Here is a 13,715-nt window from a genome sequence, read left to right as displayed (position 1 = left end):
GTTGAATTGTTGAATTGTTTAGCAATTTGAAAAATAAAACCAATATTTACCAAATAGCCTTCGGTTAAAATAGCTGTCATAGTTTCATTTTAATATTCAGAATTCTATCTGTAAAACTATTTGAACATGGTACTTTCGGTATTCAACGTCGCTAGTTTTCAACTTATTACTATTTTTTTTTGCTCCCACTTTCATTTATAGCACTATTGGTCAAATTTACCATATTTTAATTGGGCACTTTTTTTATTCATTGATTAGGATTTCCCTCAAAACGCTATCTACTTGGTTTTCATTCAGCCCAACGCTCATGTAAGGATGATATAATAACCTGATCAAATCTTTATCGATTAAAGCAAATTTAGTTGTAGTTGTCCACTCTGATTGGAAAATAATATCAAAAGACGGTATATTAGCTATTTATATATCATTATTTTTTCATTTATTTTGGCATATATCTGATAGTTATCTTCTTGTAAAAATAGCAGGTGGTTTTGTACCCCAATTTATAATTTAAATACTTTTACATTTCGGCCATTTAATCTTTCGTACTCTTTGTCGTTTTCATACTTCACTTTGGTCTGATCGTCGTTTTCACCATATACAATGCTTGGCTGCGGTGCTTCATCAGAATAATCATTTTTTACTTTTTCTTTAAAATCCTTTACCTTTTTTTCAACTATCCTGTAGTCAGGATTGTCGTGGTATATTTCAATTAAAAATGGTTCGGTGAAATATCTTATTTGGCCACTAGTGTTATAAGCGGTAAGATAAATCAACATAGCCTTTTGAGTTGCATGCTTCATTGACGTATGCGATGTGATACAAAATGCCAATAAAATAATAACGATACTTTTTTTCATTATTTGTGTTTTAAGTTAATAAATAATTTAGCCCCTTACTGAAAACGGAGCTCCTTTAGTTTCTAATTTTCCTTTATTTTCTATTACTTTTTGGCGTATATAGTTTTTTAACTGGTAAATAACGCCAGGGCCATCTTCGGGTTCATCTTTTTTACCCAGCCGAATCAATACATCGGCTGCAATGCCCTTGCCTAGGTTTACATTTAAAATTTCGCCAGGTTGCAGTTTGAAGGATTTTTTATAATCAGACGGATTACGAACATCATCGAGCAAAAACACCATATAGGCCATTTTATCTTTAAGTGGGTTGGTTACTGTTGCCACCCAAGTACTTTCTTTAGCGCCGTTATTATTTACTTTTTTAAACAGAATGGAAATGCCTTCCAAAGTTAAAGAAATTTCCTGTATGGGGCTTACCCCTGTGCCTTCCCAGGCATACAGTTCATTGGGCTTGCCATTGTATTCTTTTTTGATGCGATCTTCATCCTCTTCTAAAAGTTCGCGAGCCTCCACTTTCGATTTACTCTGTTTCCAGCCAATAACCCGGTAACTGCATTTAAATGCTTTGTCTTCTTTAATAAAATCGTATAATATAACACTGCCGCTTTTAAATATTTTGGTGATTGGGCTGTCTTTGTCATGTTCTTTTTTAAAATCGATAGCCAGTTGCTGTGCTTCGACTTCGGTTTTTACAGTTTGTTTTACCATTTCCATTCCTCGGCACCAATAGTTACTGCTACTCTCAGGATTGTTGAACAGGCCAACAAAAAGTATGTCTTGGGCAAAACTGGATGAAGCTGAACTTGTAAGAAGGAGCAGGAGGAAGAAATGTTTTTTCATGTTTGAATTTTATTAGTTGCTAAATGGATCTTTGATTTCTTCTTTGGCTATTTCGTCAAGGCGGAGAAAAGCTTTTTTTGCGCTTTCAAATTTTGATTTTGGAATGATTAAAAAAAAATTAAAGAGAAGGAGTTGACCCTGTTTCATTATCATTTCTAACATGATAGCGCCTTCACTGTTAAGACAATAAAAATTAGTGTTAAAAATAAAATTTTGTCTTTCATTATAAATATCTTTCATTTTTAATATATTATCTAAATGAATTTTTCAGATAACTCACCAATAATCCATGGAGCTGTTTTTTCCTGTCCCTTAGGGTAATTTGATGAATGTGTAAAATCTAATTTATCATCAGACAAGTCAATAGCGTGAACACTTTCGTGAATTAAAGTGTTTACACCTTCCTTTAAATCATGGCTAAATCTACGCAAGTTTACTTTAATAAGTCCTTCATTTATCGTTGTTGCATTTACTTTGCTAAAAGGGTTTAAAGGTTTATATGTTACAATTTGAATTTCTTGTTGGCTGTTTTTTATTATTTCTGAAATTTGATTAGATGAGAATTGGGTATTCTCCATTTGTGGCAAAGCCGATAAACTTTCATAAAATGCTGGGTTTAATAATATATCATTCACTTTATCAACTGCTTGTTTAATATACTCTTCGGTTCCTTTAAATATAAGTTTCATATTTGATTAATTATTAGGGAATTATTAATAAAATATTGCCTTCTGTCTAAATATTGCTAGGTTCATACATTCTTTTTATTCTTCACAAAACTCTGATATTCCCTTATTAAAAGCTTTTTTTAATATGTAAATGATGATTTTAGTGATTACATCGACTAATGGTCCAGCAATTGGTATAATTTTTATAATATATTCAAAAACGATTTCAACCAGTTTTTTCTTTGCATCTTCAAGCTCTACTTGATTTAAAGTGTTTGTAGTTTCTGGGTCATGTAAAACCTCACATATAGTTGTTTTTAGCCACTTCCATTTTGGTTTGTTCTCCGTTGATGGTATGGAAGTTTTATCTAATACAACTTCAAATTGATTTTCAATTGATTTCGAAAATCCTACTGATTTTGATGATTCATTTAAAAAGAGAAAATCTATGTCTGATACTTTATCAGACCATTTCCCATTCGAACTATTAATAATTTCGGCAATTGTCATAATGTTTTGTTTTAAAAGGTTTGTGAAAATTGTAAATTTTGAATCATAAATGAACTTATCTTTACTGTTTTTTTAAGATCAATGGCTACGGTATGGTTCAAGTATTACTAACTAATTCAAATTATTATTAAAAATACTACAAAGTGGATATTAATCAAAGTCCCAAATAAATCTTAAACCAAAATCATTAAACTTATAATTAGTATCTACTATTTTATTTAAATAATAAGTATGTAATGAATTATTAGATGCCGAATTATTTATTTCAATAAAATTAGTTTCTGGTTTTGTCTTAATATTTTTAATATTATACCGAATGCCAACTCCAAATGTTGTATTTGGAATTCTATAATCCAAACCCATTGATATACTAAATATAAGGTCGGGGTACCGTATTTCTTTATCTACCAATTTGTATTGATCATTTTCTGAAAAAATCTTTTGTGAAGTCTGTAAACCTACCCACTCTATTCCATACAAGCCATAAATACTAAAATCTTTGATCTTAAAATTTAATCCTCCAGAACCACCAACTGATAACGCTTGCTGTTGAAGTCCTATTTTATCTAGAACTACATCTTCACCTCTTTCATTACTGATAACTTCATATTCAAAAACTGGAGAATTATTATAACCTAGCCTCATTTCCAGAGCAAGAAAAATCGCACTCAATCGAAGTCCAAAAAAAGTAATATTATATGGATTTTGTTTGTATTTTGAATATAGGTTATCATAGTTTCCTGAAACACCATCATAACCAGAAAACGCCTGTGAATGTCTTGTTTTTCCATCTGGATCTAATTGATTTGTAATGTCATCAATCATCATTACACTTCCTACAGCTGCATCTGCTATAAATGCTGATTTTAAGGTCTTAATTTTTTCTTCAACTCGCGGCGTGTAATGTATGATTTGAGCTTGCTCATATTTTTCTTTAGCTGCAGATGGATTCGTGTTCCTAAGTCTATCCGCTTCAAATTCTAATGCCTGAGATGCTCTTATATTGCGCTGAGTGTTATCACTTTCAATTCGCTTTTCTTCTTCAGTTCTAGTATCTTTTTTCTCGGCAACTTTCTTTTCATTCGTTTTTTTCTCTATCTCTTTTTTTTCCAGAGCTATTTTGTTAAGCGCTTCTTTCCGTTCCGTTTCATCAGTCAATGATTTTGCCCGTGCTTCTTTTTCCTCAAATGCTTTTTTTCCACTTGCTTCTTCTTCCAGTTTTCTTTTCAATGCAGCCTCATCTGTTTTTCTATTATTCTCTTCTTCGTTTTTTTTCTTTAACTCAGCTTCTTTTTTCCGTTCTTCTTCCAGCTTCTTTTTTGCTAATTCCTCCTGTTTCTCTCTTTGCTTCCTTATTTCCTCTTCCTGTTTTTTTCTTTGCAGTTCTTGCTCTTTTTCTGTATTATTTTCCAAGCTAATTAATCTAACCGTTACATTTTTAATTTTTGTTTTTAGGTTGCTGCTATAACTGGATATGTCTTTGCAGTTTGATTCAAAATCAATTCCCGAAAAAAAAGCACCGCTGGAAGAGCTTGTTGTTCTGGCTATTAACGTTTCTGATTTGGTATACGATTTGGACTCTCCGCAATTATCGTATATAGTATAACTTACTTTAATGAACAACTCATAGCTACTGCGGTTTTCTATAATCAATTCGGTCGATTCCATAATACCTGACATCAATCCTTTGGAGTAAAACGTATAGCCAACTTTTGAGTCATAGGAACTTGGATTCCAAACAATACTTCCATTGCTGTTTACAACCTGGGCACTTACCCCACTTATAGTTAGTATTAAAAAAAATAAGAGATAACGCATAATTTTTTAATTTAATTTGTTAATATTTTTACTGAAATTATTTAAAACATTTATTTTATTCTCATACCACAACATTTTCTGTTGCGTTATTTTAAAAACTGCTTTTCGTAACATATTACGCCGATGTGTTTGTACAGTACTCTTTGCGATTTCCAATTTTAGTCCAATTGTTTCACTGGTATAACCATTGCAGATCAATTCCAAGACTTTCAATTCGGATTTACTCAATAACTTTACTGCTTTAATTGTCATATCTTAAGTAGGTGAATTTTTCACAACTTTCTCCCTGTTAAACATATACACATTTTTTTTAATCTGAAATACCCTAAATTGGGTAATTTTGTATATATTTGATTAATTGCTAACTAAAAAAATTATGAATGAAAAAGATAGCGCCAAGGTTTTTAGTGTTTGGGACTCGGAAAATAAAATTCTTCAACCCAATAAAAAAGAACTCCTTTTAGAAATTGTTGATCAGGTTGCTTCCTCATTTGCTGCAGGGAGCTTTTATTATTTTGTATTAAATTTCGAAAATATTGGAATGGATTATGTCAGTGAAGGCGTTAAAGATGTTTTGGGCATTGAACCGAAAGAATTTTCTATGAATAATGCTTTTAAAATAATGCATCCCGAGGATCTTGCAAAAATGAATGAAAAGGAAGCCATTGTTTTTGATTTTTTTTTTAAAAAAGCTTTCTGTTGAAGATATGTTCTTATATAAAAGTGTTTACATAATGAGACTAAAGCACACGAACGGAACTTACAAAACAATTTTACACCAGGCCCAGGTTTTAAGCGCTTCTGATGACAAAAAAATTCAGCAGACGTTATGCATCCATACAGATATTACCTATTTAAATATACCAATTAATCATAAATTATCGTTAATTAGCACAAAAAGGCCATCCTATTATTATTCAAATGAATCAGGTTGTTATTCACTTGAAAATGAAAGTATTCTTAATTTAGAAAAAGATTGTTTTAAAGATATTTTTTCCAAACGTGAAAAGGAGATTATTAAATTAATATCCAAAGGAATCAAATTTAATGAAATTGCGCAACAATTATTTATTTCTCCACATACTATTAACGCTCACAAAAAAAATATTTTAAGAAAGTCCGGCTGTAAAAATACCCCGGAATTAATTGCTAGGTGCTATGTGGAAGGAGTTATTTGTTAAACATTTAATTACCTAACAGTCTAAAATTCCATAATCAGTTATTAGTTGCCCTAAACTGTCACAATTTTGAACTTAAAACTTTAAAACTTACGAACTTGTTAACTGCCACTGAATACTGCTGACTTATTAAGCATAATCCAAAATCTGGCTCGAATGCTCTTTCGTTTTAACTTTTGTGATCACGTCTTCAATAATGCCATTTTCATCAATCACGAAAGTAACTCTGTGAATTCCTTCAAATTCTCGTCCCATAAATTTTTTTAATCCCCAAACGCCAAAAGCATTAATTACTTTTTTGTCTTCATCAGCTAATAATGGAAATGGCAACTCGTACTTATTTATAAAATTTTGTTGTCGTTTTGCTGCATCAGCACTTACTCCCAAAACTTCGAATCCTTTGGCTAAAAAAGTATGATAATTATCCCTCAAATTACAAGCCTCCACGGTACAACCTGGTGTACTTGCTTTCGGATAAAAAAATAACACTAATTTTTTACCTTTATAATCTGATAATTTTATGATATTTCCTGTTTGGTCTAATGCTTCAAAATTTGGTGCAGCATCTCCTTTTTTTAATGTAGTCATTTTTAAAGTTTTAAGTTTTAAGTTTTAAGTTTTAAGTTTTAAAAGTTGAAAGTTAAAAAGTTAAAATCATAAATGAAATAATATAAGGATAAAGATTTAAAAAATATGTTTTGTGAATTCTGACCTTAGTCAATAGGCAAAATTGAACTTCCTAGGTTATCAATGACTAGTTTCTTTTAATAACTAATACATTGTTCTCAGAAAAACACACCCCTTACCCCTCTCAAGAGGGGAATTTTAAATAACTTTGTATTTGTTAATCTAATTTATAGCTTTTAACTTTCAACTTTATTCAAAAATGACCAAAACTGAAAAAGTAAAATTTGTAATTGAAACCCTTGAAGATTTATACCCAAAAGTTCCTATTCCTTTAGAACATAAAGATCCGTATACCCTTTTAATAGCTGTTTTGTTATCGGCTCAAAGTACCGATAAAGGGGTTAATAAAATTACACCTGTATTATTTGCCAAAGCCGATAATCCGTACGATATGGTGAAATTATCGGTAGAAGAAATTAGAGAAATTATAAAACCAGTTGGTTTATCTCCAATGAAATCGAAAGGAATTTATGGTTTATCACAACTATTAATTGAAAAACATGATGGGAAAGTTCCACAAAACTATAAAGATTTGGAAGAATTACCAGCTGTTGGACATAAAACGGCGAGTGTGGTTATGAGTCAGGCTTTTGGAATTCCTGCCTTTCCAGTAGATACCCATATACACAGGTTAATGTATCGATGGAATTTAACCAATGGCAAAAATGTAGTTCAGACTGAGAAAGATGCAAAAAGATTGTTTCCTAAAGAATTATGGAACAAATTACACTTGCAAATTATTTTTTATGGACGTGAATATTCTCCCGCTCGTGGCTGGAATGTTGAAAAAGATATTATTACAAAAACTATTGGTAGAAAAGAAATCCTAAAATAAAAACCCACTTTTGGTTAAAAAGTGGGTTCAAAAAGAACATTAATTCAAATGTAACTCAATATAATCGTTTTTGTTGGTTTTCACTACCCTCATTTGTTTAGAGTAGTTAAGCAAATATTGAATTATCTCAGGTCTAGGTTGCTCTCTCATGAGAGACTTGGTTGAGTAAAGTTTTATCATAAATAGTTGGTTTATACAACTTATAACGACAAAATTTCACCTTTATTATATTATTATTTTAACTTACTAAAATTATTTGATGTTTTTCTACCAACTTCCTTAAATTAATGAGTGCATAACGCATTCTACCCAAAGCGGTATTGATGCTAACATCAGTATTTTCAGAAATTTCTTTAAAACTCATGTCTTTATACAAACGCATAATTAAAACTTCCTGTTGATCTTCTGGTAACTCATAAACCAATGCTTTCACATCTTCTAGTATTTGATCTTTAATCAATTGCCCTTCAGCATTCAATGTTTCATCACCAATTACACTAAAAATATCAAAATCGTCAGTATTTTTAAAAATCTGGATGCGTTTATTACGTCTAAAATGATCAATAATTAAATTGTGAGCAATACGCATTACCCAAGGCAAAAACTTACCTTCTTCATTGTAAGTACCTTTCTTTAAGGTGTTTATAACCTTTATAAATGTATCTTGAAAAATATCTTCGGCTATTTCTCTGTCTAAAACTTTCGAAATTATAAAACCAAAAATACGACTCTTATGCCTTAGAATTAATATTTCTAAAGATTTTTCGTTTCCATTAATGTAGTTGCTAACCAATACGCCATCGGTAATTCGTGTACTTTCCATAACTTAAATACGATTAGGGGTTAAATTTTTCTGTATTTATTATTTTTAAAAAGTAATTTTAACGAATAGGCGCTTTTTATTTGAGATTATTTATCAAAGATGCGTATTTTTTTTTATAAAAGCAAATTTTCATTCTCTATTTGTTAAAAACACCCTGTTATTAATAAATTTCAAATAAAACATTCTTCTCTTGTTTAAATCAATTAATCCTTATTCCTATTTCATTTTAATAAATTGTCATTACCTTTGCATTTCATCCACTTTTACCATCATAAATGACCCAAAATATTGCAGCGCTTAGTCCAAAAGAATATATTTTAATTAAAGGTGCTCAGCTGCATAATTTAAAAAATATTGATGTAGCAATTCCAAGAAATAAATTGGTGGTAATCACAGGGCTCTCTGGTTCTGGTAAATCTAGTTTAGCATTCGATACCCTTTTTGCTGAAGGACAACGAAGGTATGTTGAAAGTTTATCGTCTTATGCTAGACAGTTCTTAGAACGCCTAAACAAGCCAAAAGTTGACTATATCAAAGGAATTTCTCCTGCCATTGCGATTCAACAAAAAGTAAATTCAACCAATCCACGATCAACCGTTGGTACAAGCACTGAAATTTACGATTATTTGAAATTATTATATGCTCGAATTGGAATTACCTATTCTCCAATATCAGGTAAAGAGGTAAAAAAACATACTGTTACAGATGTTTTAAATTTTATTAAAACGTTAGAAATTGGCACCAAATTACTATTGTTATCGCCAGTACATATTAATGAAGATCGAAGTGTTTTACAAACATTAAAAATATTATCCCAACAGGGATATTCTAGAATAAAATATAAAAATGAAATTTTAAAAATTGAAGATATTTTTTCTGAAATTGAACATGATTTTCACTTGGTAATTGATAGAATAGTAACAAAAAGTGATGAAGATTTTTACAATAGACTGGGTGATGCCATACAAACAGCCTTTTTTGAAGGTAAAGGAGAGTGTATTATAGAAAATGTTAACACGACTTTTCAAACAAGTTTTAACAATAGATTTGAGCTAGACGGATTGCAATTTTTAGAGCCCAACACCCACCTTTTTAGTTTTAACAATCCGTATGGCGCTTGCCCTAAATGTGAGGGATTTGGAAGTGTTATTGGAATAGATGAAGATTTAGTAATCCCCAACACTTCTCTCACTATTTATGAAAATGCCATTCTGCCATGGAAATCAGAATCGTTTTTACAATATAAAAATGATTTAATTTCAAATGCTTACAAATTTGACATTCCAATTCATAAACCCTGGTATGAGCTTTCAGAAGAGCAAAAACAACTTATATGGACTGGTAATAAATCTTTTAAGGGAATAACCCATTTTTTCAACCATTTAGAGGAAAAAAGTTATAAAATCCAGTATCGTGTGATGCTTTCTCGTTATAGAGGAAAAACAAAATGTACCACTTGCCATGGCAAACGATTAAGAACAGAAGTTAGTAATATTAAAATTAATAACAAACACATTGGGGAACTTGTAGATTTACCTTTAAACGAATTGAAATTGTTTTTCGATACTATTCAATTATCTGATTTTGAGCAAAATATAGCAAAAAGATTATTAACTGAAATACACAATCGCTTGCAGTTTTTAATAGATGTTGGCTTAAATTATTTAAGTTTAAACCGTGCTTCAAATACGCTGTCAGGTGGTGAAAGTCAGCGAATTAATTTAGCTACTTCTTTAGGGAGTAGTTTAGTTGGATCTATGTATATTTTAGATGAACCGAGTATAGGTTTACACCCAAAAGATACCGAAAAACTTATTAAAGTTCTAAAAGATTTACGCGATTTAGGAAATACAGTAATTGTTGTGGAACATGATGAGGATATTATGAAAGCAGCCGATATAATTATTGACATTGGTCCAGAAGCTGGAACTTTTGGTGGAGAAATTGTTGCTGAGGGAAATTTTGAAACTATTTTAAAATCGGATTCTCTTACAGCAAAATATCTTAACCAAAAACTGAAAATTGAAGTTCCAAAAACAAGAAGAAATGTTAAAAAAAGCATTGAAATAATTGGTGCTCGAGAGCACAATTTAAAAAATATCAATGTTACGTTTCCTTTAGAGGCATTAACAGTGGTTACAGGCGTTTCTGGAAGTGGAAAAAGCACTTTAGTTAGTAAAATATTATATCCTTCCATCCAAAAAAGGATAGGTGGTTATGGAGAAAAAGCAGGTCAGTATACAGATATTAAGGGTCATATAGATTCTATTGAACACATTGAATTTATCAATCAAAATCCAATTGGAAGGTCGAGTAGATCAAATCCAGTAACGTATGTTAAGGCATATGATGATATTAGAACTTTATTTGCTTCAGAAAAATTATCAAAAATTAGAAATTATCAACCAAAACATTTCTCCTTTAATGTAGAAGGTGGTCGATGCGAAATTTGTAAAGGAGACGGAGAAGTTACCATTGAAATGCAATTTATGGCAGATGTTCATTTAGAATGTGACGTTTGTAAGGGTAAAAGATTTAAAAAAGAAGTTTTAGAAGTTACTTTTTATGATAAATCCATCAATGATATTTTAAATTTAACCATCGATGATGCTATTTCATTTTTTAAATTACATCAAGAAACCAAAATAGTAAAAAAACTAAAACCGCTTCAAGATGTTGGTTTAGGATACGTAACATTGGGGCAATCTTCATCTACCCTTTCTGGGGGTGAAGCGCAACGAATTAAATTAGCATCGTTTTTGGTTAAAGGAAGTAGACAGGCAAAATCCCTTTTTATATTCGACGAGCCAACTACGGGTTTGCATTTTCACGATATTAAGAAATTATTGAAATCTTTTAATGCTTTAATTAATAATGGCCATTCTATTGTTGTAATTGAGCATAATATTGAATTAATAAAATGTGCCGATTACGTGATTGATTTAGGGAAAGAAGGTGGAAAAAATGGAGGTGAACTTATTTTTCAAGGAACGCCAGAAAACCTAGTAAACTGCACTAATTCTTTTACCGGACAGTACTTAAAGGAAAAACTAAAATAAAAACTGCATTTAAAAGTAGTAGTTTCTTTTAAATGCAGTTTAAATTTTTAAAGCAAAAAAATATTATTTTTCGGCATTCATGGTTGTCAACTTACTTTTTGCCAACGTAAAGTCTGGGAATAATTTAACCGCTCTTTCAAAACTTAATTTAGCCTCTATCTTTTTTTCTAAATTTAACGCAATAATTCCTTCTAAATAAGCAATGGCAGCTTTTAAATTTACTTCTTGATTGTAATTTTTATTCACTTGAAATGTAATTTTCACATCTCCAATATCTGGTAATTTATCTGTCTTTTTTATAGTTGCAAAGGCTTCTTCGTTTTTATTCATCGCCATTTGAATACCTGCCAATTTATACCCGTGGTAATTTTTATTGGTTTTGCTAAATAGAGTCTCATAGGCCTCTTTCGCTTTGTCCAATGCCCCCATAGATTCCAATGAAATAGCTTTCATTTCCAATAATTCCAAGTTACCTGGTTTGGTTTTTAAAACATCTTCAATTACTAAAAAACAAGATATATTATTACCAGCGTTGTAATATAAATAGGCTAAACTATCTTTATAGGTACTTTGAGGACCTTCCAGAGCTATAATACTTATTAAAGAATATGCAGCGGCGGCATTATCATTATAAGTTAATGCAAGTTTCATTTTTTTATTTTCTAATTCTACTGAAGTTGATGTTTGTGCAACTACACTTGTAGTCAATATTAAAGTGATAATATAAATAATATTTTTCATGGTATGTATTAATAATTAATTAAGGCTGTAAAACTAAAAAAATATATTGTATTGATACTTAAAAGTTTCTTAAAATATAATGGGTTGAATAATGTTAATTTAAATACCATTTGAGTATTTTTTTTGGATACAATTGTTAATCCTTTTATTATTAAAACAAAAAAAGGTCTGAAAAACAGACCTTTAATTTTGGGTGGAAGACCGGGTTCGAACCGGCGACCCTCGGTACCACAAACCGATGCTCTAACCAGCTGAGCTACAACCACCATATTGCGGATGCAAATGTAAAACAATTCTATTTTATTACAAACATTTTTTAAAATAAATTATCGAAAGATTTTATAGCTATATAACGTTCTGAGGTAAAACCTTCACCATGAGATACTCCAATCAATCTGCCTAAATCCCTTGACCTATAAGTAATGCTGTCTAAAAAGTTTTTACTTGAAATTGGAGATTCAGGTTCATTGCTTTTTGGATCGTAAAATTGTGAACTGTATGCCATCACCGCTTCAACTTTTTTATCAATATAACCCGTAACATCAATAACAAAATGAGGTTCTATATTGTCCCATTGAATGTAATGATATACATTCAAAGGTCTCCAAACTTCTTGCTTTATATTATTTAAAGTTGTTTCAATTTTAACCAAACCAGCTAAAAAACAAGCATCGGAAACTAATTTGCTACCTTTGGAATGGTCAATATGCCTATCGCTAATAGCATTACAAAGCACTATGCTAGGTCTATATTTTCTAATTATTTTAATTATTTCAAGCTGATTTTCTTTGTTATTTTCAAAAAAACCATCAGCTAAACCAAGATTTTCACGGACAACAACTCCTAAAATTGATTTTGCACGAGCAGCTTCAATTTCTCTTAATTCTTCCGAACCTCTTGTTCCTAGTTCCCCTCGTGTTAAATCAACGATTCCAATTTTTTTACCAGCTACCACCTCTTTAGCAATGGTTGCCCCACAACCCAATTCAACATCATCTGGATGTGCACCGAATGCCAATATATCTAATTTCATGTTATACTAATTATAATGATACTTCAACAAATATAGTAATTTAAATATGTGAAATTACTTTTTTAATTGATTCAAAATAATTTAATATTCTATTAATATACTTGATTTAAATTACAAACGGTAACTTTTATAAAATAAACGGTATTTTATTTTGTTTTGTATTATTTTTTTATATACATTTGTCAGAACATTTTAAACAATGATAAATAAGTAGTTTAAATATAAAGTTTACAACCTAAAATAAATAATAAAAGTATAAAGTGCCCCACAATCAAAATTTACTTTAATACGCAAGGAATAAGTAAATCAGCCCCCGAAAAAGAGATTGGTCCCACCATTCTCTTTTTTGTTTTCGATTAATCCTGTTTATAAATACTGCATTTAGTTATAATAATTACATCTCTATTATCTTTAAATGAAGTTTAAGAATAAAAAAATAATAGTCATGTTTTTACTACAAACCTTTGCACTTTTAAAAATTGGTCGTTTTTTTATTCAAATATTTGTCCTTCTATAATAAGGTAACCCGTTGTGCATTTAGACAATGTTAATTTTTAAGTTGTTAATATTTCTCTCAAAAATAAACTTGTTAATGTATTGAATAATTGTCAACGAGGTTAATTTAGAAAGTATTCTTGTTTTAAATCCATCAAATGTTTTGGC

Annotated in this window: 15 protein-coding genes, 1 tRNA gene and 1 pseudogene; 4 read left to right on the top strand and 13 right to left on the bottom strand. The window is 30.3% G+C overall.

Annotated features, from left to right (window positions below; genetic code table 11):
- Positions 1-503: 503 nt before the first annotated feature.
- From Q8S45_RS00830 to Q8S45_RS13915, 7 genes are all read right to left on the bottom strand, one after another.
- Complete coding sequence (locus tag Q8S45_RS00830; protein ID WP_305600334.1) at positions 504-860, bottom strand: hypothetical protein; 357 nt, start codon at positions 858-860, stop codon at positions 504-506.
- 27 nt (positions 861-887) lie between these two features.
- The gene (locus Q8S45_RS00825) at positions 888-1,700 is read right to left on the bottom strand and encodes a hypothetical protein (protein WP_305600332.1); all 813 of its coding nucleotides are present in this window, start codon (positions 1,698-1,700) and stop codon (positions 888-890) included.
- Positions 1,701-1,712: 12 nt separating this feature from the next.
- Complete coding sequence (locus Q8S45_RS00820; protein ID WP_305600330.1) at positions 1,713-1,940, bottom strand: hypothetical protein; 228 nt, start codon at positions 1,938-1,940, stop codon at positions 1,713-1,715.
- Between the two features lie 14 nt (positions 1,941-1,954).
- On the bottom strand, positions 1,955-2,389 hold the full coding sequence (locus Q8S45_RS00815; protein WP_305600328.1) for a hypothetical protein: 435 nt from the start codon (positions 2,387-2,389) through the stop codon (positions 1,955-1,957).
- 75 nt (positions 2,390-2,464) lie between these two features.
- Entirely contained in the window at positions 2,465-2,878 is a 414-nt protein-coding gene (locus tag Q8S45_RS00810; protein WP_305600327.1) for a hypothetical protein, read from the bottom strand.
- A 150-nt stretch (positions 2,879-3,028) separates the two neighbouring features.
- Positions 3,029-4,696 (bottom strand): hypothetical protein, encoded by a 1,668-nt coding sequence (locus Q8S45_RS00805; protein ID WP_305600326.1) that lies wholly within the window; start codon positions 4,694-4,696, stop codon positions 3,029-3,031.
- 6 nt (positions 4,697-4,702) lie between these two features.
- Positions 4,703-4,948 (bottom strand): response regulator transcription factor, encoded by a 246-nt coding sequence (locus Q8S45_RS13915; RefSeq protein WP_371132960.1) that lies wholly within the window; start codon positions 4,946-4,948, stop codon positions 4,703-4,705.
- A gap of 124 nt (positions 4,949-5,072) precedes the next feature.
- Here Q8S45_RS13915 and Q8S45_RS00800 point away from each other — a divergent pair, with 124 nt between their 5' ends.
- Positions 5,073-5,399, top strand: a complete 327-nt coding sequence (locus Q8S45_RS00800; RefSeq protein WP_305600325.1) for a hypothetical protein — start codon at positions 5,073-5,075, stop codon at positions 5,397-5,399.
- 31 nt (positions 5,400-5,430) lie between these two features.
- On the top strand, positions 5,431-5,877 hold the full coding sequence (locus Q8S45_RS00795) for a response regulator transcription factor (RefSeq protein WP_305600324.1): 447 nt from the start codon (positions 5,431-5,433) through the stop codon (positions 5,875-5,877).
- 126 nt (positions 5,878-6,003) lie between these two features.
- Here the strand turns inward: Q8S45_RS00795 and bcp are convergent, their stop codons facing one another.
- On the bottom strand, positions 6,004-6,462 hold the full coding sequence (gene bcp / locus Q8S45_RS00790; protein WP_305600323.1) for a thioredoxin-dependent thiol peroxidase: 459 nt from the start codon (positions 6,460-6,462) through the stop codon (positions 6,004-6,006).
- Positions 6,463-6,760: 298 nt separating this feature from the next.
- Between bcp and nth the strand changes: the two genes are divergently transcribed.
- The gene (gene nth / locus Q8S45_RS00785) at positions 6,761-7,396 is read left to right on the top strand and encodes an endonuclease III (protein WP_305600322.1); all 636 of its coding nucleotides are present in this window, start codon (positions 6,761-6,763) and stop codon (positions 7,394-7,396) included.
- A gap of 238 nt (positions 7,397-7,634) precedes the next feature.
- Here nth and Q8S45_RS00780 read toward each other — a convergent pair whose 3' ends face one another.
- Positions 7,635-8,219, bottom strand: coding sequence for an RNA polymerase sigma factor (locus Q8S45_RS00780; RefSeq protein ID WP_305600321.1), 585 nt, complete (start codon positions 8,217-8,219; stop codon positions 7,635-7,637).
- A 275-nt stretch (positions 8,220-8,494) separates the two neighbouring features.
- On the opposite strand from Q8S45_RS00780, the gene uvrA reads away from it, so the two are divergent.
- A complete protein-coding gene (gene uvrA, locus Q8S45_RS00775) occupies positions 8,495-11,278 on the top strand; it encodes an excinuclease ABC subunit UvrA (protein ID WP_305600320.1) in 2,784 nt (927 codons plus the stop codon).
- Between the two features lie 63 nt (positions 11,279-11,341).
- Here the strand turns inward: uvrA and Q8S45_RS00770 are convergent, their stop codons facing one another.
- The 4 genes and pseudogenes from Q8S45_RS00770 to Q8S45_RS00755 form a co-directional block, all read right to left on the bottom strand.
- Complete coding sequence (locus tag Q8S45_RS00770) at positions 11,342-12,019, bottom strand: hypothetical protein (RefSeq protein ID WP_305600319.1); 678 nt, start codon at positions 12,017-12,019, stop codon at positions 11,342-11,344.
- A 191-nt stretch (positions 12,020-12,210) separates the two neighbouring features.
- Positions 12,211-12,286 (bottom strand) — tRNA-His (locus Q8S45_RS00765).
- Positions 12,287-12,335: 49 nt separating this feature from the next.
- Entirely contained in the window at positions 12,336-13,052 is a 717-nt protein-coding gene (gene bshB1, locus Q8S45_RS00760; RefSeq protein WP_305600318.1) for a bacillithiol biosynthesis deacetylase BshB1, read from the bottom strand.
- Between the two features lie 537 nt (positions 13,053-13,589).
- Positions 13,590-13,715: pseudogene (locus Q8S45_RS00755) on the bottom strand (IS982 family transposase); the annotation flags it as partial.

This window comes from Lutibacter sp., assembly GCF_030692605.1.
Taxonomy (GTDB): domain Bacteria; phylum Bacteroidota; class Bacteroidia; order Flavobacteriales; family Flavobacteriaceae; genus Lutibacter.
Note: the sequence above shows the minus strand (reverse complement) of the source record. Positions and strands in the feature narration are given on the sequence as shown.